At 40.4% G+C, this 25,756-nt stretch carries 23 protein-coding genes; 15 read left to right on the top strand and 8 right to left on the bottom strand.

Going from position 1 to position 25,756, the window contains the following annotated elements; genetic code table 11:
- Positions 1 to 16: 16 nt before the first annotated feature.
- Positions 17 to 1,147, bottom strand: coding sequence for a radical SAM family heme chaperone HemW (gene hemW, locus INE92_RS14480; protein ID WP_195436532.1), 1,131 nt, complete (start codon positions 1,145 to 1,147; stop codon positions 17 to 19).
- Positions 1,148 to 1,695: 548 nt separating this feature from the next.
- On the opposite strand from hemW, the gene INE92_RS14475 reads away from it, so the two are divergent.
- The 3 genes from INE92_RS14475 (at position 1,696) to rprY (ending at position 6,443) form a co-directional block, all read left to right on the top strand.
- Positions 1,696 to 3,852 carry an elongation factor G gene (locus tag INE92_RS14475; protein ID WP_004299324.1) on the top strand — a complete coding sequence of 719 codons (2,157 nt, stop codon included), beginning with the start codon at positions 1,696 to 1,698 and terminating at the stop codon, positions 3,850 to 3,852.
- A gap of 331 nt (positions 3,853 to 4,183) precedes the next feature.
- Positions 4,184 to 5,740, top strand: coding sequence for a sensor histidine kinase (locus INE92_RS14470; RefSeq protein ID WP_004299325.1), 1,557 nt, complete (start codon positions 4,184 to 4,186; stop codon positions 5,738 to 5,740).
- A 1-nt stretch (position 5,741) separates the two neighbouring features.
- Positions 5,742 to 6,443 (top strand): response regulator transcription factor RprY, encoded by a 702-nt coding sequence (gene rprY / locus INE92_RS14465; protein WP_004299326.1) that lies wholly within the window; start codon positions 5,742 to 5,744, stop codon positions 6,441 to 6,443.
- Positions 6,444 to 6,520: 77 nt separating this feature from the next.
- Here the strand turns inward: rprY and INE92_RS14460 are convergent, their stop codons facing one another.
- Together INE92_RS14460 and INE92_RS14455 are read right to left on the bottom strand one after the other, a co-directional pair.
- A complete protein-coding gene (locus INE92_RS14460) occupies positions 6,521 to 6,697 on the bottom strand; it encodes a hypothetical protein (RefSeq protein ID WP_004299327.1) in 177 nt (58 codons plus the stop codon).
- A gap of 140 nt (positions 6,698 to 6,837) precedes the next feature.
- Positions 6,838 to 7,284 carry a MarR family winged helix-turn-helix transcriptional regulator gene (locus INE92_RS14455; RefSeq protein WP_004299328.1) on the bottom strand — a complete coding sequence of 149 codons (447 nt, stop codon included), beginning with the start codon at positions 7,282 to 7,284 and terminating at the stop codon, positions 6,838 to 6,840.
- 160 nt (positions 7,285 to 7,444) lie between these two features.
- On the opposite strand from INE92_RS14455, the gene rpsF reads away from it, so the two are divergent.
- The 8 genes from rpsF to INE92_RS14415 all read left to right on the top strand — a co-directional run bounded on the left by rpsF (position 7,445) and on the right by INE92_RS14415 (position 15,083).
- Positions 7,445 to 7,789, top strand: a complete 345-nt coding sequence (gene rpsF / locus INE92_RS14450; RefSeq protein ID WP_004299329.1) for a 30S ribosomal protein S6 — start codon at positions 7,445 to 7,447, stop codon at positions 7,787 to 7,789.
- 2 nt (positions 7,790 to 7,791) lie between these two features.
- Positions 7,792 to 8,064 carry a 30S ribosomal protein S18 gene (gene rpsR / locus INE92_RS14445; RefSeq protein WP_004307964.1) on the top strand — a complete coding sequence of 91 codons (273 nt, stop codon included), beginning with the start codon at positions 7,792 to 7,794 and terminating at the stop codon, positions 8,062 to 8,064.
- A 14-nt stretch (positions 8,065 to 8,078) separates the two neighbouring features.
- Positions 8,079 to 8,522, top strand: coding sequence for a 50S ribosomal protein L9 (gene rplI / locus INE92_RS14440; protein WP_004307965.1), 444 nt, complete (start codon positions 8,079 to 8,081; stop codon positions 8,520 to 8,522).
- Between the two features lie 82 nt (positions 8,523 to 8,604).
- The gene (locus INE92_RS14435) at positions 8,605 to 10,269 is read left to right on the top strand and encodes a DUF6377 domain-containing protein (protein ID WP_074911368.1); all 1,665 of its coding nucleotides are present in this window, start codon (positions 8,605 to 8,607) and stop codon (positions 10,267 to 10,269) included.
- 239 nt (positions 10,270 to 10,508) lie between these two features.
- Positions 10,509 to 11,621: a Gfo/Idh/MocA family protein gene (locus INE92_RS14430; RefSeq protein WP_004299332.1), complete on the top strand. Its 1,113-nt coding sequence runs from the start codon at positions 10,509 to 10,511 to the stop codon at positions 11,619 to 11,621.
- A 12-nt stretch (positions 11,622 to 11,633) separates the two neighbouring features.
- Positions 11,634 to 13,121, top strand: coding sequence for a Gfo/Idh/MocA family oxidoreductase (locus INE92_RS14425; RefSeq protein WP_008776248.1), 1,488 nt, complete (start codon positions 11,634 to 11,636; stop codon positions 13,119 to 13,121).
- Positions 13,122 to 13,165: 44 nt separating this feature from the next.
- Positions 13,166 to 14,029: a 3-keto-disaccharide hydrolase gene (locus INE92_RS14420; protein WP_015531375.1), complete on the top strand. Its 864-nt coding sequence runs from the start codon at positions 13,166 to 13,168 to the stop codon at positions 14,027 to 14,029.
- Between the two features lie 145 nt (positions 14,030 to 14,174).
- Positions 14,175 to 15,083 (top strand): sugar phosphate isomerase/epimerase family protein, encoded by a 909-nt coding sequence (locus tag INE92_RS14415; RefSeq protein WP_008641009.1) that lies wholly within the window; start codon positions 14,175 to 14,177, stop codon positions 15,081 to 15,083.
- 96 nt (positions 15,084 to 15,179) lie between these two features.
- On the opposite strand, the gene INE92_RS14410 is transcribed toward INE92_RS14415, so the two are convergent.
- Positions 15,180 to 15,401 carry a hypothetical protein gene (locus INE92_RS14410; protein WP_004306615.1) on the bottom strand — a complete coding sequence of 74 codons (222 nt, stop codon included), beginning with the start codon at positions 15,399 to 15,401 and terminating at the stop codon, positions 15,180 to 15,182.
- Positions 15,402 to 15,560: 159 nt separating this feature from the next.
- Positions 15,561 to 17,234 (bottom strand): long-chain fatty acid--CoA ligase, encoded by a 1,674-nt coding sequence (locus tag INE92_RS14405; protein WP_004299337.1) that lies wholly within the window; start codon positions 17,232 to 17,234, stop codon positions 15,561 to 15,563.
- A 110-nt stretch (positions 17,235 to 17,344) separates the two neighbouring features.
- On the opposite strand from INE92_RS14405, the gene mtaB reads away from it, so the two are divergent.
- Genes mtaB through INE92_RS14385 form a run of 4 tightly spaced genes read left to right on the top strand, consistent with a single transcriptional unit; the run spans position 17,345 to position 21,151 of the window.
- Positions 17,345 to 18,664, top strand: a complete 1,320-nt coding sequence (gene mtaB, locus INE92_RS14400) for a tRNA (N(6)-L-threonylcarbamoyladenosine(37)-C(2))-methylthiotransferase MtaB (RefSeq protein WP_015531376.1) — start codon at positions 17,345 to 17,347, stop codon at positions 18,662 to 18,664.
- A 3-nt stretch (positions 18,665 to 18,667) separates the two neighbouring features.
- Complete coding sequence (locus INE92_RS14395) at positions 18,668 to 19,591, top strand: lysophospholipid acyltransferase family protein (protein ID WP_120079307.1); 924 nt, start codon at positions 18,668 to 18,670, stop codon at positions 19,589 to 19,591.
- A gap of 2 nt (positions 19,592 to 19,593) precedes the next feature.
- The gene (locus INE92_RS14390) at positions 19,594 to 20,643 is read left to right on the top strand and encodes a glycosyltransferase family 2 protein (RefSeq protein WP_015531378.1); all 1,050 of its coding nucleotides are present in this window, start codon (positions 19,594 to 19,596) and stop codon (positions 20,641 to 20,643) included.
- Positions 20,627 to 21,151, top strand: a complete 525-nt coding sequence (locus INE92_RS14385; RefSeq protein ID WP_004306620.1) for a methylglyoxal synthase — start codon at positions 20,627 to 20,629, stop codon at positions 21,149 to 21,151. Before INE92_RS14390 ends, INE92_RS14385 begins: the two co-directional genes overlap by 17 nt.
- A gap of 131 nt (positions 21,152 to 21,282) precedes the next feature.
- Here INE92_RS14385 and folB read toward each other — a convergent pair whose 3' ends face one another.
- From folB to INE92_RS14370, 3 genes are all read right to left on the bottom strand, one after another.
- A complete protein-coding gene (gene folB / locus INE92_RS14380; RefSeq protein WP_004299342.1) occupies positions 21,283 to 21,654 on the bottom strand; it encodes a dihydroneopterin aldolase in 372 nt (123 codons plus the stop codon).
- Positions 21,638 to 22,690, bottom strand: coding sequence for an acyltransferase family protein (locus tag INE92_RS14375; RefSeq protein WP_134993488.1), 1,053 nt, complete (start codon positions 22,688 to 22,690; stop codon positions 21,638 to 21,640). The genes folB and INE92_RS14375 overlap by 17 nt, the downstream gene beginning before the upstream one ends.
- A 302-nt stretch (positions 22,691 to 22,992) precedes the next feature.
- The gene (locus INE92_RS14370; RefSeq protein ID WP_015531380.1) at positions 22,993 to 25,674 is read right to left on the bottom strand and encodes a 4-alpha-glucanotransferase; all 2,682 of its coding nucleotides are present in this window, start codon (positions 25,672 to 25,674) and stop codon (positions 22,993 to 22,995) included.
- Between the last annotated feature and the right edge of the window lie 82 nt (positions 25,675 to 25,756).

Here is a 25,756-nt window from a genome sequence, read left to right as displayed (position 1 = left end):
CTTTTTGTTTGTTTGGTTAGTCTACCCAAAGTAAATCACTCATTATACTGTCGGAAATAAAAATCCCTTCACGCGTCAGGCGCAAAGCCCCGTTGTATTCCTCCAGTTTACCATTTTTCAGATAAGGTGCAGCCATTTTTTGACAATACTCCCACATTTCATTGCCGAACATCTGTTTCAGTTTCTCTATAGGTGTTCCCCATACGGTACGTATGGTAGTGATAATAAATTCGTTGTAGCGGGTCGTTGGGTCCAGATACTCTGTCTCGAAAGCACGGCAGTCTTCTTCTATACCTTTTATATAGGTGTCGATTGAAGACACATTCCATTCCCGTGTCATTCCGTCAAAAGAATGTGCCGATGGTCCGCATCCCAGATAAGCTATTCCTTTCCAATAGGAAGTGTTGTGGCGGGAATATTTTCCGGGGCGGCAGAAATTGGAAATTTCATAGTGTTCAAATCCTGCTTTCTGCAAATGCTCTATCAGTAATGTGAAAAATTCTAAACTGGAGTCTTCGTCTACCTCGGATATTTGGTGCTGTTTTAACATATTATATATAGGTGTATCTTCCTCATAAATCAAGTGATAGGCGGAGATATGTTCTACATTCAGACTGATAGCTTGACGGAGATCGTTTTCCCATCGTTCTTTTGTTTCTCCGGGCAATCCGTAAATTAGGTCGATACTGATGTTCTGGAAACCGGCTTTTCGGCATCTGTCAATTGCTTCGATGGCTGTACGGGCATTGTGGCGGCGTCTCAATAGTTTGAGCGTAGCGTCATCAAAAGTCTGTATTCCCATGCTGAGGCGGTTGAAAGGAAGTGAGGAAAGCATTTCCAGATATTCCTGCGATAAATCATCCGGATTAGCTTCCAGAGTGATTTCCTGACAATGATTCAATCCGTAGTGCTCGCGGATGGTATCAAATATTTGTTCAAAATCCTCTTTTTCCAGTTGAGACGGGGTTCCGCCACCGAAATAAATAGTTTCTATATCTTCTCCTTTCAGGTATTCTTTACGCATCGTCAACTCCCGGCAGAGAGCCTGTACATAACGGGTTTTGAGTTCGCTGCGAGTGGTTGAGTAGAAGTCGCAGTAGATGCAGCGCGTTTTGCAAAAAGGAATATGAAGATAGATACCTGCCATAGCTATGCTGTTTGGGTTTGTGGGTGTAAAAGTAAGACTATTATTAGATATATCAAAAAAGCAGTTGACGGAAATTATTTATAGTGGGGCGGGAATACGCTAAATAGATAATTCTCCCATCGATTAGTAGAAGATAATTTCCTGCAATGCTGAATTTAAGATCTTTTCTTTTATAAATAAGATTCGAACTTGTAGCCGGGTTTTCGTTTGACTTAAGTCAAACGATAGAATGACTTAAGTTAAACTATCGCTTGACTTAAGTCAAACGAAAACTGATTAGGCAACGGGGAAACTATTGTATGAAAGGAAAACAACTAAAAATAACATCGTGCCGGATTACTCGTTGCAACTATGAAATTAGTTTATAGCCATGCGAAAATAATTTTTAACCCGTTTCGAAAATGTTCATGTTAAAGATGTGTTACATAACATTGTTTAGTAACACTGCCATAAGTGTTGCTTTTCCCCCAATTAATCCCTAATTTGCGCATCACAAAATTAATGGTATGTGAGAAACATACTGAGTAATTACTAAAATCTTATATATTATGAAAGTATATCAGACTAATGAAATCAAGAACATTGCCTTGTTGGGAAGTTCTGGCTCTGGGAAAACCACTCTCGTGGAAGCGATGCTTTTCGAGAGTGGTGTTATAAAACGTCGCGGATCTGTTGCCGCAAAAAACACAGTTAGCGATTATTTTCCTGTTGAACAAGAGTATGGTTACTCCGTTTTCTCCACCGTTCTCCATGTAGAATGGAATAACAAAAAACTTAATATTATTGACTGTCCGGGATCGGACGACTTCGTAGGCAGCACAGTGACTGCACTAAATGTGACCGACACAGCAATTATCCTTCTCAATGGCCAATACGGCGTCGAAGTCGGTACACAAAATCACTTCCGTTATACAGAAAAGCTGAATAAACCTGTTATTTTTCTAGTCAACCAGCTTGATAATGAAAAATGCGATTATGATAATATCCTCGAACAGCTGAAAGAGGCATACGGCTCTAAGGTTGTTCCTATCCAATATCCGATAGCTACCGGTCCGGGCTTTAATGCGCTGATCGACGTATTGTTGATGAAGAAATACTCGTGGAAACCCGAAGGAGGGGCTCCGACAATCGAAGATATTCCGGCAGAAGAAATGGATAAGGCTATGGAGATGCACAAAGCATTGGTAGAAGCTGCTGCCGAGAATGATGAAAATCTGATGGAGAAATTCTTCGAGCAAGATTCCCTGTCAGAAGACGAAATGCGTGAAGGCATCCGTAAGGGATTGATCGCCAGAGGTATGTTCCCTGTATTTTGCGTCTGTGGAGGTAAAGATATGGGCGTTCGCCGTTTGATGGAATTCTTGGGTAACGTTGTTCCTTTTGTATCTGAAATGCCGAAGGTACAGAATACGGAAGGTAAAGAAGTGGCTCCGGACTCCAATGGACCGGAATCTCTTTATTTCTTCAAGACAAGTGTGGAACCGCATATCGGTGAAGTTTCCTATTTTAAAGTAATGAGCGGTAAAGTTCATGAGGGAGACGATTTGCTGAATGCCGACCGTGGTTCGAAGGAACGTATCGCGCAAATCTATGTGGTAGCCGGTGGTAACCGTGTCAAGGTGGAAGAATTGCAGGCCGGTGATATCGGTGCTGCCGTGAAACTGAAAGACGTGAAAACCGGTAATACGCTGAACGGTAAGGATTGTGACTACAAATTCAATTTTATCAAATATCCGAACTCTAAATATACCCGTGCCATTAAGCCGGTGAATGAAGCGGATGTGGAAAAGATGATGAGTATCCTGAACCGTATGCGCGAAGAAGATCCTACCTGGGTGATTGAGCAATCAAAAGAACTGAAACAGACTTTGGTACACGGTCAGGGAGAATTCCATCTTCGTACCTTGAAATGGCGTTTGGAAAACAACGAAAAACTTCAGGTAAAATATGAAGAACCGAAGATTCCATATCGTGAAACGATTACAAAGGCTGCCCGTGCCGACTATCGTCATAAGAAACAGTCCGGTGGTGCCGGTCAATTTGGTGAAGTTCACCTGATCGTAGAACCTTATAAAGAAGGTATGCCTGTGCCTGAAACGTATAAGTTCAATGGACAGGAATTTAAGATTACCGTGAGAGGTACGGAAGAGATACCATTGGAATGGGGTGGTAAACTGGTGTTTGTTAACAGTATCGTCGGTGGTTCTATCGATGCCCGCTTCTTGCCTGCTATTATGAAAGGTATTATGTCTCGTATGGAGCAAGGACCGTTGACGGGTTCGTATGCTCGTGACGTGCGCGTTATTGTTTACGATGGTAAGATGCACCCGGTAGATTCGAATGAAATCTCCTTTATGCTTGCCGGACGTAATGCCTTTAGTGAAGCCTTCAAGAATGCCGGTCCGAAAATTCTGGAACCGATTTATGATGTAGAAGTGTTCGTTCCGTCTGATAGGATGGGAGATGTGATGGGAGATCTGCAGGGACGTCGTGCCATGATTATGGGTATGAGTAGTGAAAAAGGTTTTGAGAAACTGGTTGCGAAAGTACCTTTGAAAGAAATGTCATCTTATTCTACGGCGCTTAGCTCTCTCACGGGTGGACGTGCTTCGTTCATTATGAAATTCTCTAGTTATGAGCTTGTGCCGACGGATGTTCAAGATAAGTTAATGAAGGACTTTGAAGCTAAACAAACTGAAGAATAAGTATAAATGATAGGTGATAATTGATTGAATATTCACTATAATATTCGGTATTTATCATCTGTTAGGCATAAAGAATCAACTAAAACGTTAAAACCGCCGCCTTTTTTAAGTAAAAGGGGGCGGTTTTTGTTTAACTATGATTAATAAAGATGGAAAAACACAAGGAGAAGATTTAATTTTTTATTAAATTTGCAAACCAAAGGAGGGGTTTTATTGTTGTAGTAATCAGAATACAACCTAAATAGCTCCTTACGGTTAATTTCCGGGAAGTTCCGGTTAAATCAAGTTAATGCATTAGGAGTGTTAATTAGGGAGTGTTAATTTTGTTGCTATGAAGAAGTCAACAATTTGGATATTAGGTATTGTAATGGGGCTTTCCTTCCTTAGCTTGCTGTATTTGCAGGTAAGTTATATAGAGGAAATGATGAAAACCCGTAAGGAACAGTTTGATTCGGCTGTACGCAATAGCCTGGATCAGGTTTCCAAGGATGTGGAATATGCAGAGACCAGACGTTGGTTGATCGAAGATATTTCAGAAGCAGAAAGAAAAGCGCTGATTGCGAATAATGCTTCCATACAACAAGACAACTTGATTCAGCAAACGCAGCGGTTTACAGTGAAGTCTAAGGATGGAAAAGTATATTCGGATTTTGAGCTGAAAGTGATGACCACTAAGCCCTCCGAGCTTCCGAAGGCTATGATTTCTCCTTACAGGGGGACAAAGACCATTCCGGAAACTTCGCGTTCATTAGTGGAAGCCATCAAGAATCGGTATATGTATCAACGGGCATTACTCGATGAAGTGGCCTGGCAGATGATTTACCGGGGAAGTGACAAGTCGATTGGAGACAGAGTACGGTTTAAAGAACTGGATGACTATCTGAAATCGAGCTTATATAATAATAGTATAGATTTGCCTTATCACTTTACGGTGATCGACAAAGACGGAAGGGAAGTCTACCGTTGTGCGGATTATGAGGCAAAGGGAAGTGAAGACGCTTATCAGCAGGCATTGTTCAAGAATGACCCGCCTGCCAAAATGAGTATCTTGAAAGTGCACTTTCCGGGGAAGAAAGATTATATCTTTGACTCCATCAGTTTCATGATTCCGTCGCTGATATTTACACTGGTATTGTTAGTGACATTCATCTTTACGATTTATATCGTATTCCGGCAAAAGAAACTGACGGAAATGAAGAATGACTTTATCAATAATATGACGCACGAATTTAAAACACCGATATCTACCATTTCATTAGCAGCCCAGATGTTGAAAGATCCCGCGGTGGGGAAATCGCCGCAGATGTTCCAGCATATATCGGGAGTGATTAATGATGAAACCAAGCGCTTGCGCTTCCAGGTGGAAAAGGTACTCCAGATGTCGATGTTCGAACGTCAGAAGGCCACTTTGAAGATGAAGGAGATTGATGCGAATGAATTAATAGCAGGAGTTGTCAATACCTTTGCGCTGAAAGTGGAACGGTATAATGGTAAGATAACATCGAACCTTGAGGCCACCGATCCTGTTATATTTGCAGACGAGATGCATATCACGAATGTAATCTTTAATCTGATGGATAACGCGGTGAAATATAAGAAACCGGAAGAGGATCTGGAACTGAAAGTGAGAACGTGGAATGAGTCGGGTAAACTGATGATTTCGATACAAGATAATGGTATCGGTATCAAAAAAGAGAACCTGAAAAAGATATTTGAAAAGTTCTATCGTGTACATACGGGTAATCTGCACGATGTGAAGGGCTTTGGACTGGGATTGGCTTATGTGAGAAAAATTATATTGGATCATAAGGGAACCATCCGGGCGGAAAGCGACCTGAACGTGGGAACTAAATTTATTATTGCATTACCTTTATTAAAAAATAATTGATATGGACGAGAAACTGCGTATTTTATTGTGCGAGGATGACGAAAATCTTGGCATGCTTTTAAGAGAATATCTACAGGCAAAAGGTTATTCTGCTGAGTTATATCCTGATGGAGAAGCCGGTTATAAGGCTTTCTTGAAGAATAAATATGACTTGTGCGTGTTTGACGTGATGATGCCTAAAAAAGACGGATTCACACTGGCACAGGATGTCCGTGCAGCAAATGCTGAAATTCCTATTATCTTCCTGACGGCCAAAACGCTGAAAGAAGATATCCTGGAAGGCTTTAAAATCGGTGCGGATGATTATATCACCAAACCGTTTAGTATGGAAGAATTGACATTCAGAATTGAAGCAATCTTGAGACGTGTTCGTGGAAAGAAGAACAAAGAAAGCAATATCTATAAGATTGGTAAGTTTACTTTCGACACACAGAAACAAATTCTGTCGTCAGAAGGCAAACAAACTAAGCTGACTACCAAAGAGTCTGAACTGCTTGGATTGCTTTGCGCACATGCCAATGAGATTTTGCAGCGTGACTTTGCTCTGAAAACAATCTGGATTGACGATAACTATTTCAATGCCCGTAGTATGGACGTGTATATCACGAAACTACGTAAGCACCTGAAAGAAGACGATTCAATCGAAATTATCAATATTCACGGAAAAGGCTATAAGCTGATTACTCCGGAAGTTGAATCTTAATGATTGCGTTTGAGATAACTCCAAATAAAAAATCCCGGGAACATTCGTTTCCGGGATTTTTTATTGATTTTGCGAAATTAATCAGCGATCTTCTTATTAATAACAATATAAGAAATGAGTCCCAGTACTACAAGTACTACTGAAGTACCCAGGATGGCGTTGTTGTTTACATTTCCTGTAAAGGAACAAGCCAGCAGGATGACTACTCCGACCAAGATTAATATCAATCCTAAGTTCTTTAATAAGCCTTTCATGTGTGTGTATTTTAATAGATTATAATATTCCAGTCACAAATTAAAGCATAATTCTTTAACGGGCGAAATTATTTGGATAAAAATTCCATTATAAATGCACGATTTAGTGGATTTTATGATTTGGAGAGAAGTTCTTCTATCTAATCTTTTGTATTGTAGAACACCTTTTTCAGTACCTCCTGTCCAATGCTCAATTCGTCGAGAGTGATACCGTGAAGAGCCTCTTTCAGAGTCTGTCCGGCAATGACACGCGCTTTTTCCTCCAGTTCTTTTCCGTCTTTGGTCAGATGGATCAGGTTGGTGCGGCGGTCTTTTTTATCGGAAATGCGCACAACAAGATGTTGCCGTTCCATATTATCTATCAAACGGGTCATGCTGGGCTTGTCTTTAAAAGTTGCATTACACAACTCTTGTTGCGTCACGCCGTCTTTTTCCCACAGGAAAATGAGTACCGTCCATTGTTCGGGACTGATTTCCAATCCGTTCTGACGGAAGTTACGGTACAGTTTCCGGTTGATTGCCGCAGAAACTTTGCCATTTAATATGGCAAATATAAGTCGAATGTCGAAATTAAATTGCTCTATCATGAAATTATTGTTTAAACAACTTTGCAAAGGTAAGTCTCTTCCCGGATAAATCCTATCTTCGGATACAAAAAAAGATTAAATATTTGTAGTTCAAAATAAAATGTCTAACTTTGCACCCGCATTTAAAATCAAATAATTTATTTATTTAATTAAACGAAGTATGAATCAATACGAAACCGTTTTCATTTTAACTCCCGTTTTATCTGATGTTCAGATGAAGGAAGCGGTAGAAAAATTCAAAGGCGTTCTTCAAGCTGAAGGTGCTGAGATTATTAATGAAGAAAACTGGGGACTGAAGAAATTGGCTTACCCAATTCAGAAAAAGTCTACAGGTTTTTATCAACTGATTGAGTTCAATGCAGATCCTACTGTAATTGACAAGCTGGAAATTAATTTCCGTCGTGATGAACGCGTAATCCGTTTCTTGACTTTCAAGATGGATAAGTATGCTGCTGAATACGCTGCAAAAAGAAGAAGTGTTAAATCAAACAAAAAGGAGGATTAATCATGGCACAACAAGTTCAATCAGAAATCAGATATTTAACTCCGCCGTCAGTAGACGTTAAGAAGAAAAAGTACTGCCGTTTCAAAAAGAGTGGTATTAAGTATATCGACTACAAAGATCCTGAATTCTTGAAGAAATTCTTGAATGAACAAGGAAAAATCCTTCCGCGTCGTATTACAGGTACTTCTTTGAAGTTCCAACGTCGTATCGCGCAGGCTGTGAAGAGAGCTCGTCACTTGGCATTGCTGCCTTATGTAACTGACATGATGAAATAAGAAGGAGGAAAAGTATGGAAATTATATTGAAAGAAGACGTAGTAAACTTGGGTTATAAGAACGATATCGTAAACGTGAAATCCGGATACGGTCGTAATTATCTGATCCCGACTGGAAAAGCTATCATCGCTTCTCCTTCTGCAAAGAAAATGTTGGCTGAAGAACTGAAACAGCGCGCTCACAAACTTGAGAAAATCAAGAAAGATGCTGAAGCTATGGCTGCTAAGTTGGAAGGCGTTTCTTTGACTATCGCAACTAAAGTTAGCTCAACCGGTACTATCTTCGGTTCTGTTGGTAACATCCAGATTGCTGAAGCATTGTCTAAACTGGGTCATGAAGTTGACAGAAAGATCATCGTTGTAAAAGACGCTGTGAAAGAAGTTGGTAGCTACAAGGCTATCGTTAAGCTTCACAAGGAGGTTTCGGTAGAAATTCCTTTCGAGGTAGTTGCTGAATAAGAGCAAATTTACTTCATATATGAAAAGCGATTTGTTCTGAACGAATAAATCGCTTTTTTTTGTTATCTTTGCTATTACTATTATGAAATTCAACTATTGTTTTCTAAAGAAGAGGTTTTTGCTTCTGCTGATTGCTTTGGGAATTGGCAGTGTTCTTTATGCAAATAATGAGTTGAAACTATTGACTGATTCTTTGCGTAGAGTGATAGATGAAAAACACGTCTTTGTTAAAGAGAAAGAGGAACGGATAAACCGGATAAAATGTATGTTGAGAAGTCCCGGTTTGACTCTTGAAGGAGAATATAGAATCAATCTACGGTTATATAATGAATATAAAAAGTTTCATATTGATTCAGCTATCCATTATGTTGATCGCAATATTGAGATTTCCCGCCAGTTGAATAGACCTTATTTCACCAACCAGTCGTCTTTACATCTTAGCCTTTTATATTCGATGTGTGGCAGGTTCCGCGAAGCGGAGATTATTTTGAAAAGTATAAAGACTTCAGAACTTCCCAGAGATTTATTAATAAACTATTATCAAACTTATTCCAGTTTTTGGGGACACTATTCGATTTCTGTCGCCAATAATCTGTATGGCAAGCAGCAGGCTGCTTATCAGGATTCGCTGTTTGCCCTCATTGACCACACTTCTTGGGATTATCGAATGTCCCAGGCTTCTTATTATATTTGGCGTGATACGCTGAAATCGAAAGAAATTTATAAAGAACTGCTGGAGATTGAGGAAGTGGGGACGCCCAATTATGCTATGATAACTCATTCATATTCTAGGTTATGTCACCATCAGAAAAAGTATGATGAAGAAAAAAAATATTTGATGTTGTCGGCAATAGCCGATACCCGGAATGCTACGCGGGAAAATGCATCCCTGCAATCTCTTGCATTGATAGCTTATGATGAACAGAATTTAGCTGATGCCTTTAAATTTACACAGTCCGCTATCGATGACGTTATATCTTCCGGTATTCATTTCCGGGCCATCGAAATTTATAAATTCAATTCTATTATTAATACAGCTTATCAGGCGGAGCAGGCCAGATCACGGTCGCATCTGACTACTTTTCTTATTTCTACAAGTATTATCCTTTTTCTTTTAGTCCTGTTGGTGCTTTTCATCTATATTCAAATGAAAAAGACGTTGAAAATAAAACAGGCATTGGCACAGAGTAATGAGGAGCTTTTGCGATTGAACAACAAGCTGAATAGCATGAACAGCCAGCTGAATGATACAAATAATCAGTTGTGTGAAATTAATAGTATAAAAGAGTATTACATAGCCGAATTCTTTGATGTCTGTTTTAGTTATATCCATAAAATGGAGAAATATCAGAATATGCTGTATAAAATAGCTATTAATAAATACTATGATGAACTGATTAAGAAGCTAAAATCATCTGCGCTTATTGATGAAGAGCTTGGCGCTTTATACACTCGTTTTGATAAGGTCTTTCTGGGTTTGTATCCCACCTTTGTATCTGATTTTAACGCTCTGTTGAAAGATGAAGAGAAAATTATTTTAAAACCGGACGCTTTATTGAATAGAGAACTTCGTATTTATGCTTTATTACGCTTGGGTATTACGGATAGTGGAAAGATAGCGAACTTTCTCCGTTGCTCTACAAGTACGGTTTATAATTATCGTACGAAGATGAGAAATAAAGCAGCCGTCGACAGGGATGAATTTGAGAATGAAATTATGAAAATTAGTTCAACACAAGAGATATAATTATTATTTTAACATTATAATACTTTCCAAATCATCTACATTTTTTTGATGTGTCAAGTTATCTAAGTTGTTGATTAATAGTAAAAAGAGCAGATTTTATATCTACATAAAGTAGTGTAAGTCAAATAAGCCGTTATTTATTTGGCTAGATTTGCAATATCAGTTTTTAGCTCATCAGTTTGGTAGTTAGAAGTTGATGTTTTATCTATTATTTGTACTTAAATTCACTATGTTTAATTATGAACACGCAATCTTCAGTAGACACGAGAATTAAAGTTGGAATTATCGGTTTTGGTAGGATGGGAAGATTCTACTGGGAAGCGATGACTAAAAGTGATCGGTGGAATATTGCTTATATTTGTGATACCGATCCGGCATCACGTCAGTTGGCTAAAAAGCTTTCCCCTAACTCTATTATAGTAGAAGATAATCAAAAGATTTTTGAGGATGAAAGTGTGCAGGTAGTCGGGCTTTTCACTTTGGCTGACTCGCGGATGGAACAAATAGAAAAAGCTATTCGTTACGGCAAACACATTATTTCAGAAAAACCAGTTGCAGATACAATGGAAAATGAGTGGAAAGTTGTAGAAATGACAGAAAACACAAATCTCATTTCTACGGTAAATCTGTATCTGCGAAATTCCTGGTATCATAATTTAATGAAGGAATATATCCAGCAAGGGGAAATCGGAGAGCTGGCTATTATTCGTATTTGTCACATGACTCCCGGCTTGGCACCAGGTGAAGGTCATGAGTATGAGGGACCTGCTTTCCATGATTGTGGAATGCACTACGTAGATATTACCCGTTGGTATGCAGGATGTGATTATAGAACATGGAATGCCCAGGGAGTGAATATGTGGAACTACAAAGATCCTTGGTGGGTGCAATGTCACGGAACTTTTCAAAATGGGGTCGTTTTTGATATTACCCAAGGATTTGTTTATGGGCAATTATCTAAAGACCAGACACATAATTCGTATGTAGATATTATAGGTACAAAAGGGGTTGTGCGTATGACGCATGACTTCAATACTGCTGTTGTCGACCTGCACGGTGTCAATCAGACCATCCGTGTAGAGAAACCTTTTGGCGGCAAGAATATAGACGTGTTGTGTGACCTGTTTGCTGATTCGGTAGAAACCGGAAAACGCAGTTCACGATTACCGCTAATGCGCGATTCGGCTATTGCATCCGAATATGCATGGACATTCTTGAAAGATACCCGCAAACACGATTTGCCCGCTATTGGTAATTTGCGCACTTTGGAGCAAATACGCGAACGAAGAAAAAACATGAAAAATGGATATGGATTGTTGCACGGCAACCTTCCAAAGATTATTAACCCTTAAACAAATAAAATCATGTCAAACATTTCGAGGAGAAAATTTCTCAAAACGGGAGCCGCTGCTTTAGCAGGTATAACCATTGCTCCTAGTACAATTTTAGGTATGAGTCACGGGCATGTGTCGCCTACTGACAAATTAAATCTTGCAGCTGTGGGTATTGGTGGCATGGGACATGCCAACATTAATCACGTAAAGGGCACTGAAAATATTGTGGCTCTTTGTGATGTGGATTGGAAGTACGCAAAAGGCGTGTTCGACGAATTCCCCAAGGCTAAAAAATACTGGGACTATCGTAAGATGTATGATGAAATGGGTAAATCTATCGACGGTGTGATTATCGCAACTGCCGACCATACTCATGCTATTATCACTGCTGACGCAATGACAATGGGAAAACATGTATATTGTCAGAAACCATTGACCCACTCTGTTTATGAATCTCGTTTGTTGACAAAACTGGCTGCATCAACGGGCGTGGTCACCCAAATGGGTAATCAGGGGGCATCGGATGAAGGTACGGATTTAGTATGTGAATGGATTTGGAATGGTGAAATCGGTGACGTAACGAAAGTAGAATGTGCAACAGACCGTCCTATTTGGCCTCAAGGATTGAATGTTCCTGAAAAGGTTGATAAAATTCCTAGCACATTGAATTGGGATTTGTTTACAGGTCCTGCTAAAATGAATCCTTATAATGCTATTTACCATCCTTGGAACTGGCGTGGATGGTGGGATTACGGAACAGGTGCATTGGGTGATATGGCTTGTCATATTTTGCATCAGCCGTTTAAAGCATTGAAATTGCAGTATCCTACCAAAGTGGAAGGTTCATCGACATTATTGTTGAATGCTTGTGCTCCACAGGCACAACACGTGAAAATGATTTTCCCTGCTCGTGAAAATATGCCGAAAGTAGCTATGCCTGAAGTGGAAATACATTGGTATGATGGCGGTATGATGCCAGAACGTCCGAAAGGATTCCCAGAAGGAAAACAACTGATGCAGAGCGGTGGTGGTTTGACTATTTTCCACGGAACAAAAGATACATTGATTTGCGGATGTTATGGACAGAATCCTTGGTTGCTTTCAGGTCGTAAACCAAATGCACCGAAGGTTTGCCGTCGTGTTCCTAAAGCAATGAATGGTGGTCACGAAATGGATTGGGTACGTGCATGTAAAGAAGATAAATCTAATCGTATCATGACTAAATCTGACTTCTCAGAAGCCGGACCTATGAATGAAATGGTAGCAATGGGTGTATTGGCTATTCGTTTGCAAGCTCTGAATAAGACTCTCGAGTGGGATGGAGCTAACATGTGTTTTACAAATATCGGTGATAACGAAACCATTCGTACTGTTATCAAAGACGGATTCAAGATTCATAATGGTCATCCTACATTTGATAAGACATGGACAGATCCGATCAATGCAAAACAGTTTGCGGCTGAATTAGTGAAACATAATTATCGTGAAGGCTGGAGACTGCCTGATATGCCAAGATAAAAGTAGATTAAAAATTAAAGATTAAAAATTAAATAGTTGATATCATGAAAAAAGTATTTTATCCATTAGCTTGTTGTTGTCTTGCTGCAGGCGTTTTCGCTTCTTGCGGTGGTCAGAAGAAAGCAAATGCTCCGGAAGAGCAAAAAGTTGCGTTGACTTACTCTAAATCATTGAAAGCGGCAGAAACAGATAGCTTGAATTTGCCTGTTGATGAAAATGGTTATATCACAATCTTTGATGGCGAAACATTTAACGGATGGCGTGGTTATGGAAAAGACCGTGTTCCTTCTAAATGGACAATTGAAGACGGTTGTATCAAATTCAACGGTTCTGGTGGCGGTGAAGCTCAAGACGGTGATGGTGGTGACCTGATCTTTGCTCACAAGTTTAAAAACTTCGAACTGGAGATGGAGTGGAAGGTTTCTAAAGGTGGTAACTCCGGTATTTTCTATTTAGCTCAGGAAGTTACATCGAAAGATAAAGACGGTAATGATGTGCTGGAGCCTATTTATATTTCCGCGCCCGAATATCAGGTGTTGGACAATGCCAATCATCCGGATGCTAAATTGGGTAAGGACAACAATCGTCAGTCAGCTTCTTTGTATGACATGATTCCGGCAGTTCCTCAAAACTCTAAACCGTTTGGCGAATGGAACAAGGCTAAGATTATGGTTTATAAAGGTACTGTTGTTCACGGACAAAACGATGAAAACGTACTTGAATATCATTTGTGGACAAAACAATGGACTGATATGTTGCAGGCAAGTAAGTTCAGCGAAGATAAATGGCCTTTGGCATTTGAATTGCTGAATAACTGTGGTGGCGAAAATCACGAAGGTTTCATCGGTTTGCAAGATCACGGTGATGATGTTTGGTTCCGCAACATCCGCGTGAAGGTTTTGGACTAATCAAATAGTAATAAGAAGGCACGGGTTACACGTATTTCACGTTTTTTTGAATGGCGATTGCCATAGAGTAACCGTGAAGTCTGTGTAATCCGTGCCTGTTTTTTCTATATAAATCTAATAATTGTAATCCCCTGATATCTATTATATGAAAACAAAAATTTATTTATGTGCGTTGGCTGCTCTTTTCATGATTCCACAGGCAATGACGGCACAAACTAAGAAGAAAGCTAAAAAAGAAGTAGCTATTCAACTCTATTCTGTCAGAGATATATTGAATAAGGTAGACAATAAAAATGGTAAGTGTGACCCCACTTATACTGCTCTTCTGAAGAAATTGGCAAACATGGGATATACCGGTGTTGAAGCTGCCAATTATAACAACGGTAAATTTTATGACCGGACTCCCCAACAGTTTAAGAAAGATGTCGAATCGGCAGGATTAAAAGTTTTGTCTTCACATTGTACCAGACAATTGTCCAAAGAAGAATTGGCTTCCGGTGACTTGTCAGAGTCTCTTCAATGGTGGGATCAGTGTATTGCCGATCATAAAGCTGCAGGAATGAAGTACATCGTAGCTCCTTGGATGGATGTTCCAAAAACGCTTAAAGATTTGAATACATATTGCACTTATTTTAATGAGATAGGCAAACGTTGCAAACAACAAGGTTTGTCATTTGGATATCATAATCACGCTCATGAATTTCAGAAAGTAGAAGATAAAGTAATGTATGATTATATGCTGGAACATACGAATCCTGAATATGTCTTCTTCCAGATGGACCTTTATTGGGTAGTTCGCGGACAAAACAGTCCTGTTGATTATTTTAATAAATATCCCGGTCGCTTCCAGATATTCCATGTGAAAGATCACAGAGAGATTGGACAAAGTGGAATGGTAGGTTTTGATGCTATCTTTAAGAATGCAAAAACTGCAGGCGTTAATTATCTCGTTGCTGAAATCGAGGGTTATAGTGTTCCGGTAGAGGAAAGTGTAGAAGTAAGTCTGGATTATTTATTGAACGCTCCTTTTGTGAAAAGTTCATACGCTAAATAACGTGCGGCTTGCTAAAATAATAAGATAAAGGCATAAAAAAAAGTCTGTGCATGCTTTCGCATGGCAGACTTTCAATTCTCTCTAGCTGTTTCTGAATTATTCAGCTACAGTTTCAGTTGCAGTGCTATCAGCATTCAAAGAATCTGCTGCTGCGGCTGCTGCTTGTTCAGCTTCAAGAGCTGCTGCTTCTACTGCTGCGATTGAGTCAGCGATACGGATAGAATCTGCAGTTGCTTTTGCTGCGTCAGCTGCTTTGTTACCACATGATGCGAATGATACTGCTACGATAGCTACGGCCATCAAAACTAATTTTTTCATTTTCTTTGCTTTTTAAAAACGTAATACAATCAATTGCTTTATTAAAACGATGCAAAGGTATGTACTTTTTCAATATGTTGTTCTCGAAACGCCAACTTTTTTTATATTTTTTTTTGTAACTGGGCACTTTTCTCCCCTTTTTATATGTTTTAGAACATGCTAATCGACAGCAATACTGTTATATAAGTATCTTTTTATGCTTCTTTTGGGCGTTTTTTCAAATTCAGTAGGGTAGAGTTGGATCTTGCTGATTTTCTCATAAGCGGCTACGTTGCTGTTCAGATTCTTAAGATTTTCATCCATGATTGTTTTCAGGTTATCCGGATTATTTAATCCGAGAGAATCCAACGCTTCGTAATCGGCATAAACAAGTGCCACTAATTTTTTATTGCGTTCGATAACAAGACTTTCGAGAATGAAAGGCAGGTTATTCAGTTTGGTTTCCAACTCTTCGGGGAAGATATTCTGTCCGCTAGAACTTAAGATCATAGTCTTGAGTCGTCCCCGGATGAAAATATTTCCGTTGCTGTCCATGGAACCGAGGTCACCCGTACGTAGCCAGCCGTCCTGCGTGAATACTTCCTGCGTTGCTTCCTGGTTCTTGTAGTAGCCCACCATCACATTTTCTCCCCGAACCTGGATTTCTCCGGTTTCTGCTTCCGGGGTTTCCTTATAGATACGTGCTTCCATTATATCTAGAATCTTTCCGGAAGAACCTAGTACAAATTCATCCCAGGGGGCGTAGCTGATAAGTGGACCGCATTCTGTCATTCCATAACCGATAGTAAAAGGGAATTTGATTTTGTAGAAGAATTCTTCTACTTCCTTATCCATAGCGGCGCCACCGATAATGATCTCTTTAAACCGTCCTCCCAGTGCATCAATCAGTCTTTTACGTATCTGGTTGTAGATTTGGGTGTCGAGTAGAGGAATATTGAGTGCCCACTTCATACCTTTTTTATTAATGAGTGGCTGGATAATATTCTTATATATCTTTTCAATCACTAACGGGACGGTAATAATAAGATTAGGTTTCACTTCCTCAAAAGCTTTCATTATAATTTTAGGAGAAGGTGTTTTTCCAAGCAAAGTGACATGGGTGCCGACAGCCGTTGCTGTCAGAAAGTCAAATGCGCAACCGTATGCGTGGGCGAGGGGAAGGAAAGACAGCACTTTATCCCCTTTTTTAAGGAGTTCGGTACGAATACCGAAAGTGACATTGCCGGCAAGATTGTTTCCTGTCAGCATCACACCCTTACTGAAACCGGTGGTTCCGGAAGTGTAATTTAACAGCATCACTTTGTCATTGGATAAAGTGGTGTACTGAACATCTTCACGGGTAAATCCTTTCGGATACAAAGCATGCATCTCTTTATCGGTATTTTTCAGAAACTTCTGTATGGTTTCCCCGTCGCGTTGATAAAGACACCGGAAATCAGTCAATGAGAATACTCCCCGTAGCCCCGTTAATTTTTCCTCTTCCAGATTCTCCCAAATGCTGTCGCTGGTGAACAGAAATACAGATTCGGAATGATTGACGATATGATGAACGTCATTAGGCGTAAAATCTTGAAGGATAGGGACAATGATCGCTCCGTATGTGATCGTTGCCATATAGGCGATGCACCAATGAGCGTTATTTTTGCCGATAACTGAAATCTTATCTCCTCTGCGAAGGCTACAATGTTTGAATAACAGATGTAAACGGGCGATTTTTTCAGCTACCTCACCGTATGTGTATTGGGTATCTTCTCCATAATCAGTATAACAAGGCAGATCCCAATTCTCACGAAAACTATTTTCGTATAGTTTAATGAAATTCTCTTTAATCATTGCACGTTTTTTAGTGAATTGTGCAAAAATAGGAATAAACTTTCGTATCCTAAAGTGTTTTACTGATAATAATGTGTAACTTTGCAAAGTTAATGTGTTTATAACAGCTTATGATAGATACCACTGTATTTCAAAATAAGACAGCCGTTTATTATACTTTAGGCTGCAAATTAAATTTTTCAGAGACTTCAACTATCGGTAAAATCCTGCGTGAGGCAGGAGTCCGGACTGCGCGCAAAGGAGAGAAAGCAGATATCTGTGTGGTAAATACCTGTTCGGTGACGGAGATGGCGGATAAAAAATGCCGGCAAGCCATTCATCGTCTGGTAAAGCAGCATCCCGATGCTTTTGTGGTAGTGACCGGATGTTATGCGCAATTGAAGCCCGGCGACGTGGCAAAGATAGATGGAGTAGATGTAGTGCTGGGAGCGGAACAGAAGGGAGAGTTACTTCAATATCTGGGCGACCTCCAAAAGCATGAAAAAGGAGAGGCTATCACTACTACAACCAAAGATATCCGTTCGTTTTCTCCCTCGTGTTCACGGGGAGACCGTACCCGTTTCTTCTTGAAGGTGCAGGATGGATGCGATTACTTCTGTTCATATTGCACGATTCCTTTCGCCCGCGGGCGAAGTCGTAACGGGACTATTGCTTCCATGGTTGAGCAGGCCCGGCAAGCAGCTGCTGAAGGCGGAAAAGAAATCGTTCTGACCGGAGTAAATATCGGAGATTTTGGTAAAACAACAGGAGAGAGTTTCTTTGATCTGGTAAAAGCATTGGATCAGGTAGAGGGAATCGAACGTTATCGTATCTCTTCCATAGAACCCAATCTGTTGACTGATGAGATTATCGAGTTTGTGTCTCATTCTCGCAGTTTTATGCCTCATTTTCATATCCCTTTGCAATCCGGTTGCGATGAAGTTTTGCAGTTAATGCGCCGTCGTTACGACACTGCTCTTTTTGCTTCGAAAGTGAAGAAGATAAAAGAGGTGATGCCGGATGCTTTTATCGGAGTGGACGTGATTGTGGGAACCCGTGGAGAAACACCCGAATACTTTGAACAGGCTTATCAGTTTATTGATGGTCTGGATGTGACGCAGTTGCATGTGTTTAGCTATTCCGAACGTCCCGGAACGCAAGCCTTAAAAATAGAATATGTGGTTTCTCCGGAAGAGAAGCATCAGCGTAGTCAGCGTCTGTTGGCACTATCGGATCAAAAGACACAGGCTTTTTATGCATGTCATATCGGGCAGACAATGCCGGTATTGATGGAAAAATCGAAAACTGGTGCTCCGATGCATGGATTTACGGAGAATTATATTCGTGTAGAGGTGGAAAGTGATGACTCGCTGGATAATCAGGTAGTTAATGTACGTCTGGGAGAGTTTAATGAGGAGATGACAGCACTTAAAGGTACAATTTTGATATAAGTTATGAGATCAAAACTTATCTATTGGTTGGTATACAGTGGAATGTGGCTGTTTTCAGCTCTTCCTTTCCGGGTTTTATATATGCTTTCGGATTTTAATTATCTGCTGATGTATCGTGTTGGAAAATATCGTCGGAAAGTAGTTCGGGGAAATCTATTGAGATCATTTCCGGAAAAAACTGATGCGGAGAGATTACAGATAGAACGCAAGTTTTATCGCTATTTGTCGGATTATATGCTTGAAGATTTGAAATTGTTGCACATGTCTGCCGAAGAACTTTGTGAGAGAATGACTTATAAGAATACGGAACAATATCTTGAACTGACAGAAAAGTATGGAGGTATTATAGTAATGATTCCTCATTATGCCAATTATGAGTGGTTGATAGGTATGGGAGCAATCATGAAACCGGGGGATGTTCCCGTGCAGGTTTATAAACCGTTGAGGGATAAATATTTGGATGAGTTGTTTAAACGTATTCGTTCTCGTTTTGGGGGGTATAATATTCCGAAACATTCTACAGCCCGTGAAATTATTAAGCTCAAACATGATGGAAAAAAGATGGTAGTCGGTTTGATTACTGATCAATGGCCCAGTGGATATGATAAATATTGGACTACCTTTTTAGGACAGGAAACTGCTTTTCTGAATGGTGCGGAGCGAATTGCCAAAATGATGAATTTCCCTGTTTTCTATTGTGAACTTAGTAAGAAGTGCAGAGGATACTGTGAAGCGGAGTTCAAGTTGATGACGGAAACACCGAAAGAAACAAGAGAAGGAGAAATCACGGAAATGTTTGCTCATAGATTAGAACAGACGATTCGTAAAGAACCGGCATATTGGTTGTGGTCTCATAAACGTTGGAAAATGACTCGTGAAGAAGCTGACCGATTAGAAGAGAAAGAATTGAACAAGAAGAAGGAATAACAATGAAAGTTTCAGTTGTAATTTTAAATTGGAACGGATGTGATATGCTCCGTACTTTTCTTCCGTCCGTCGTCCGGTATTCGGAAGGGGAGGGGATTGAGGTCTGCGTGGCTGACAATGGTTCTACGGACGCTTCCGTTACTTTGCTTCAACAGGAATTTCCTTCTGTCAGAACGATTGTTCTCGACCAGAATTATGGCTTTGCGGATGGATATAATTTAGCATTGCAGCAGGTCGACGCAGAATATGTAGTTCTTTTGAATTCGGATGTCGAGGTGACGGAGCATTGGTTGGAACCAATGATTGCTTATCTTGATAATCATCCGGAGGTAGCTGCTTGTCAGCCGAAGATACGAAGCCAGCGGCAAAAAGAATATTTCGAATATGCCGGGGCAGCTGGTGGCTTTATTGATAAATACGGTTATCCTTTCTGCAGGGGGCGTATAATGGGAGTTGTGGAGAAGGATGAAGGCCAATATGATACGGTGATTCCTGTTTTTTGGGCAACGGGGGCAGCGTTGTTTATCCGGCACACTGATTATGTGAATGTAGGAGGATTGGATGGACGTTTTTTTGCTCACATGGAAGAAATAGATTTGTGCTGGCGACTTCGTTCGCGGAATCGTGAGATTGTCTGTGTACCTCAAAGTATTGTCTATCATGTAGGAGGAGCTACTCTTAAAAAAGAGAATCCTCGTAAGACTTTTCTTAATTTCCGTAATAATCTTGTCATGCTCTATAAGAATCTTCCACAGAAGGAGTTAAATAAAGTGATGCGTATCCGGGCCTGTCTCGATTATGTGGCAGCGTTTAATTTCTTGTTGCAAGGGCACTGGGACAATGCTCGTGCTGTGATACGTGCGCGGAAAGAGTATAAACAACTATGTCCGTCATTTTCTTTATCCCGTGAAGAGAATATGAGAAAAAAAACTTTGAATCCGATACCTGAACGGACAAAAAGTAGTATCTTGTGGCAGTTTTATGCGAGAGGATGCAAACGGTTCTCTCAATTGTCGGATTTTAAAAGGATAGCAAATGGAATCAAAGGTTAGAAGAGGCATCGGGCTGGTAGCACACGATGCAATGAAAAAAGACCTCATCGAATGGGTGCTATGGAACTCGGAACTGTTGATGGGTAATAAATTCTACTGTACGGGTACTACAGGTACTTTGATATTGGAAGCATTGAAGGAGAAACATCCTGATGAAGAGTGGGATTTTACGATTTTAAAATCAGGTCCGTTAGGTGGTGACCAACAGATGGGGTCACGTATTGTGGATGGGCAGATTGATTATCTCTTTTTCTTCACGGATCCCATGACACTGCAACCGCATGATACGGATGTGAAAGCATTAACCCGTTTGGCCGGTGTAGAAAATATAGTTTTCTGTTGTAACCGTTCTACGGCAGATCATATTATTTCCAGTCCGTTATTTATGGATCCTGATTACGAACGTATTCATCCGGACTATTCCAGTTATACGAAACGTTTCCAGGATAAACCTGTGGTGACGGAGGCTGTAGAATCGGTAAATAGAAGAAAAAAGAAGAGAAAATAAGCCGGTAGTTTACGGCTGTGAAAATAGAAGCAGATCTTGCTTAAAAAGGAATGCAGATGATACGGATTACTTTATTAATATCGTATTATCTGCATTTCGTCATTTATGTTTCATTTCCAGTTGTGATTATCTTATTTCCTGCTGCAGTGTAGCTCAATTCCTGCAGACTCTATATCTGCTCCCATCGGTGGGTTTCGTTTGGAAAGCCGGAGTTCGATTTCTTCAATACAGGGGAATTGGTCAAAGAGCTTTTGTATAATCCGTCCGCTAACGTGTTCCAGCAATTTTGAGGGAACAGCCATTTCATTTTCTATCACCTGATGTACTTCAGCATAGTTGACGGTGTCGGTAACTTCATCTGTCCGGGCAGCTTTGCTGATATCTACTTTCAGTTTCAGGTCAATGAGATATTCATTCCCAATCAGATTTTCTTGCGGTGCGACACCATGATAGGCGTAACAACGAATTTCTTTCAAAAGGATATAGCTACTGTTTATCTTCATATACTGTCTTTTTAGTGTGATCTTGTTTGACTTTTAACAGGTCTTTCTGTGCAACCATTTGTGGAATCACTTTAAGAAAGACGGGTGTGAGCAGAAGGCAGATGCTTAATGTTATAAGCAGAAGTGCGCTTGCCTGTGCCCAACTATTGTGAATATAACGGCTGACTAATGGACCTAAAAAATGAAGTATCGGTCCATGAATACTCAAGGTGATGATTGAATATCGTCCCAAGTAAGAAACAACCTTTATCTTCTTCACTTTTTTGCAAAGTAACATAATCATAAATATTCCTGCAAACGCAGCGATATATACTTGAAAAATATTTCCCGTATAATTGTTGGTACGCATGCCCAATGTGGTAGCGGTAAAGTACATTACCACCAGTGCCAATACAACAAAAACCGGTATCAGTTTGTCGAAACGATGGCTGGGATATAGAAAGAAATTATACCGTCGGATCCAGAAACCGGCCACATAGAAGGGGAGGGCAGTCATGGAAACATCTATATACAGGGGTAACTCTATCTGTAATTTTCCGAGATAAAATCCTGCGCAACCAATCAGGATTGTCACAGCGAACATGACAGGCAGATGCTTTTCGCGCAGAAAGTGAATTAGATAAAACAGGATGTTGCAATTGAATAATGCGAGTAGAAACCAGATCGATGGATTGAACTTGATAAGGTCGTGTCCATGAAATACAACTAAGAGTTCATTCCACGACACAGGCAGTTGAAATACCCCCGGAGCAATCTTCCAAACAATGTATTTCATTAGAAATGCACTTAGATAGAAGAAAAGAAAAGGAATAATCAATTTGTTTATTTTTCGCAGGATGAATCCGAACAGGCCTTCGTATGATTTGAAAAACACTCCCGAGATAAAGAAGTAAAGCGGCATGCGGAAACAGGATAACATCGAATTCGTATCCAGTTGTTCGAAGGCCCCTCCAACATGTGCCATTACCACAAGGATAATGCAGACTCCTTTGGTTAAGTCCACAAAATCAATACGTCTGCTCTGGTTGCCTTCCATTATCTCTTTTAATTTCTCTTTTTCGGCGCAAAGATACTTTATAAATCGGAATAAAAAGAGGAACATTGAAAAAATAAACGAATGATGCGAAAAGCGAAAAAGTATGATATATAGTAATGATATTATTGCGAAAAAAACGGTAGACTATGTTTTGAAACTCCTTATTTTACCTCTGTTATCAATATATCCTTGAAAAACGAATGACGCGGATCACATAGATTTTTGGCGTTCTTAATCTAGTGTTATCCGCGTCGGTAGTGTCCGGAAAATATCCTTTTTGAAAGTTACTTGTACCTTTTATTCTATTTATTCGGATCTCTTCCTGTGTATTTAATCAATTCGCTAATCTTATCATTAAGTGTTTTTGCTTTCATCAACTGCTCAAGAGTGAGATGCATCCGGTATCTCCAGTAGTTTCGTGGATTGGATGGAACATTAATTCGTTCTTCCGCCACATTCGGGTTTCTCCATTTCCCGTCTATCGATAGCCAATCCTGGAAAGACAAGATACAGAGAATGGAATTGCTGTTGAGATGATTGCGTACGATTTCCTCGCACAACTCCGGGGTGGCAGTTGTCGGTGCAACTCCGTAATGTCCTAACGTTGCATTATAGTAACGTTGGGTCTGTTGATAATCTTCTTCCCACCAGCCACGTAACGTAGACATATCGTGAGTGGAGATTGTGCAGACAGACCGGTACGGATACTCATTTAAATGCCCGAATTCATACATCGGATTCTTAGGCATCCGCTGAATTTCCAAACTAAGAATCCGGAGATCATTCATCACCGACGATACACAAGCAGGAATCATCCCCAAATCTTCTCCACAAACCAACATACGGGTTGATTGTGTCAGTTGGGGTAACTTCTTCATTGCTTGCTGATACCAGAACTCGTTGTGCCGATGATAATAATACTGGTCGTATAGTTTGTTAAACGCATTTTTCTCTTCTTCGTTCAGCGACCGGAATACGAAATCCCGTTGCACACCGATGCGCGGGTGGTATTTACTTTCCTCTTTCTTATCCGCAACAAATAAGACGTTGCTGATTAATGAATAAAGCCCTTCCCGAATCCACACACTATCTTCATCATTTCTACCGGCGAAGAATTGCTCTACCTCCCGTTGTGTTTCGAATCCCGGTTTCATCCGATAAAGTCCGGAGTCATCAACCGATTCAAGGAAATCCTGTTTGACTAAATGGGTATGCGGTCCGAACAACTGTCCGAGGAAAGATTCATGGATGAATGGTAGCAGATATTCATCCCGGAACGTTAGACCATAACTTTCGATTTCTTCCCGGCTCATCGGTAAAGAAGGATCAAACTGACCTAACAATCCGTGTACAGCGTGCATTGGTATTTCCCAAATACGGAAGAACCCGAGGATATGATCGATCCGGTAAGCATCGAAGTATTCCGCCATTTTCTGAAAACGCTTCATCCACCAGCGGTATCCGTCTTTTTCCATGACATCCCAGTTGTATGTGGGGAATCCCCAGTTTTGTCCGTTGATCGAGAAATCATCGGGCGGAGCACCCGCTTGTCCGTTTAGATTGAAGTAATGAGGTTCTGTCCAGGCTTCCACGCTGTTGCGGCTGATGCCAATCGGAATATCCCCCTTTAATACGACACCGTGTTGGCGGGCATATTCGGTTGCAGACAACAACTGCAGGTGCAAATGATACTGGATATAATAATACAACGAGATGTGAGGATAATCTGCCGTTCCCGGTTGGCACATTTTTTCTATATCTTCCGCTTGGTAAACAGAGTGTCTCGGCCATTGGCGGAAATTGGGTGTTTTGTAGGCGTCGCGCAGATAACTAAAGACTGCATAAGGTTGCAGCCATTCCTTGTTTGTTTCAAAGAAATCTTTGAAACCTTTGGAAGCCAATACCTTTTCTCCTTCCTGTCGGAACAGTAAGTTGAAAAACTCCCATTTAGTTTGGTTGACCGCTTCGTAGTCAATAGCAGGGAGGCTGTTCAGTTCCTTTTGTTTCTTGCTGAATTTCGATGCCGCTTCTTTATCTTTCAGAGTTCCCATTTGTCTGATATCCGCGTACATCGGATGGAAAGCATAAATTGAAATGCTGTTATAAGGATAAGAGTCCGTCCATGCATGAGTCATGGTGGTGTCGTTGACCGGTAAAATCTGAATAACTTTCTGGCGAGTATTTACTGCCCAGTCTACCATACGTTTCAAGTCGCCGAAATCACCTACTCCGAAACTTTTCTCTGATTTTAAAGAAAATACGGGTATAGCGATTCCTGCCCCTTTCCATGCGGGAATGTCGAAATAAACATATCGGTCGGAAATCACGAGCGTTTCGTTGGTCTTCAGTTCCGGGTCTGCCAGATAGCGGTTAGGGTTTTTCTCCCAGCAGTCTGCTTTCTTTTCCTGTTTATTGTAGAGGATGAATTTATATTCCAGCGGATATTTAAGTTTGCTGGCGTCCAGCTCTATCTGCCATTCTGGGAAATTGGTATCACTCATCAATACTGCTTTCTCCGGGTCCCAGTGACCTAATGATTTCTGGTTGCCACAAATTGCCAGGCAATAATCTTTATTGATACGTGGGGCGTAGGCCTTGATAACCAGTCCCTTCTTATATCTTTGCGGGATATTCTCTTTTTCAGGATGTGCCAGTAAGGCTTCTGTAAAAGCAGAACTATAAAGATACAGTTGTTCCGGAATATTTTTCCAGCAATCATTGATTCTGTATATCTTCCTGGAGCTGCCTGATAAGAAAATAGATCTCGAAAAACTGTCCCATTCCTTGCGGATAACTATTCCGTTTTGCTCTATCTGATAGCTATAATTGATAGTCATCCCTTCTTGAGGGACTTCAAGCTCAAGTTCTGCCGTCCAATAGATACCATCGGTGGTGTGTAAAGGAATTGATTCCGGAAATAAGCCGGAAATCCTTACTTCTTCTCCCCAATTGGTGCGGTATTCAATATTAAATGATAGAATCATATATATTAGATTTTGATTGTATATGTAAGACACTGCAAGTATAAGACATTTTTTTGAATAAAAAATAAAAGGAGCCGCACCG

It is taken from the genome of Bacteroides xylanisolvens (assembly GCF_018289135.1).
GTDB lineage: Bacteria > Bacteroidota > Bacteroidia > Bacteroidales > Bacteroidaceae > Bacteroides > Bacteroides xylanisolvens.
This window is presented reverse-complemented; position numbering and strand designations above follow the sequence as displayed.

Excerpts from the sequence above, each read along its gene's own strand:
- hemW (WP_195436532.1), bottom strand. The coding sequence starts at position 1,147 with ATGGCAGGTATCTATCTTCATATTCCTTTTTGCAAAACGCGCTGCATC.
- INE92_RS14475 (WP_004299324.1), top strand. The coding sequence starts at position 1,696 with ATGAAAGTATATCAGACTAATGAAATCAAGAACATTGCCTTGTTGGGA.
- INE92_RS14470 (WP_004299325.1), top strand. The coding sequence starts at position 4,184 with ATGAAGAAGTCAACAATTTGGATATTAGGTATTGTAATGGGGCTTTCC.
- rprY (WP_004299326.1), top strand. The coding sequence starts at position 5,742 with ATGGACGAGAAACTGCGTATTTTATTGTGCGAGGATGACGAAAATCTT.
- INE92_RS14460 (WP_004299327.1), bottom strand. The coding sequence starts at position 6,697 with ATGAAAGGCTTATTAAAGAACTTAGGATTGATATTAATCTTGGTCGGA.
- INE92_RS14455 (WP_004299328.1), bottom strand. The coding sequence starts at position 7,284 with ATGATAGAGCAATTTAATTTCGACATTCGACTTATATTTGCCATATTA.
- rpsF (WP_004299329.1), top strand. The coding sequence starts at position 7,445 with ATGAATCAATACGAAACCGTTTTCATTTTAACTCCCGTTTTATCTGAT.
- rpsR (WP_004307964.1), top strand. The coding sequence starts at position 7,792 with ATGGCACAACAAGTTCAATCAGAAATCAGATATTTAACTCCGCCGTCA.
- rplI (WP_004307965.1), top strand. The coding sequence starts at position 8,079 with ATGGAAATTATATTGAAAGAAGACGTAGTAAACTTGGGTTATAAGAAC.
- INE92_RS14435 (WP_074911368.1), top strand. The coding sequence starts at position 8,605 with ATGAAATTCAACTATTGTTTTCTAAAGAAGAGGTTTTTGCTTCTGCTG.
- INE92_RS14430 (WP_004299332.1), top strand. The coding sequence starts at position 10,509 with ATGAACACGCAATCTTCAGTAGACACGAGAATTAAAGTTGGAATTATC.
- INE92_RS14425 (WP_008776248.1), top strand. The coding sequence starts at position 11,634 with ATGTCAAACATTTCGAGGAGAAAATTTCTCAAAACGGGAGCCGCTGCT.
- INE92_RS14420 (WP_015531375.1), top strand. The coding sequence starts at position 13,166 with ATGAAAAAAGTATTTTATCCATTAGCTTGTTGTTGTCTTGCTGCAGGC.
- INE92_RS14415 (WP_008641009.1), top strand. The coding sequence starts at position 14,175 with ATGAAAACAAAAATTTATTTATGTGCGTTGGCTGCTCTTTTCATGATT.
- INE92_RS14410 (WP_004306615.1), bottom strand. The coding sequence starts at position 15,401 with ATGAAAAAATTAGTTTTGATGGCCGTAGCTATCGTAGCAGTATCATTC.
- INE92_RS14405 (WP_004299337.1), bottom strand. The coding sequence starts at position 17,234 with ATGATTAAAGAGAATTTCATTAAACTATACGAAAATAGTTTTCGTGAG.
- mtaB (WP_015531376.1), top strand. The coding sequence starts at position 17,345 with ATGATAGATACCACTGTATTTCAAAATAAGACAGCCGTTTATTATACT.
- INE92_RS14395 (WP_120079307.1), top strand. The coding sequence starts at position 18,668 with ATGAGATCAAAACTTATCTATTGGTTGGTATACAGTGGAATGTGGCTG.
- INE92_RS14390 (WP_015531378.1), top strand. The coding sequence starts at position 19,594 with ATGAAAGTTTCAGTTGTAATTTTAAATTGGAACGGATGTGATATGCTC.
- INE92_RS14385 (WP_004306620.1), top strand. The coding sequence starts at position 20,627 with ATGGAATCAAAGGTTAGAAGAGGCATCGGGCTGGTAGCACACGATGCA.
- folB (WP_004299342.1), bottom strand. The coding sequence starts at position 21,654 with ATGAAGATAAACAGTAGCTATATCCTTTTGAAAGAAATTCGTTGTTAC.
- INE92_RS14375 (WP_134993488.1), bottom strand. The coding sequence starts at position 22,690 with ATGGAAGGCAACCAGAGCAGACGTATTGATTTTGTGGACTTAACCAAA.
- INE92_RS14370 (WP_015531380.1), bottom strand. The coding sequence starts at position 25,674 with ATGATTCTATCATTTAATATTGAATACCGCACCAATTGGGGAGAAGAA.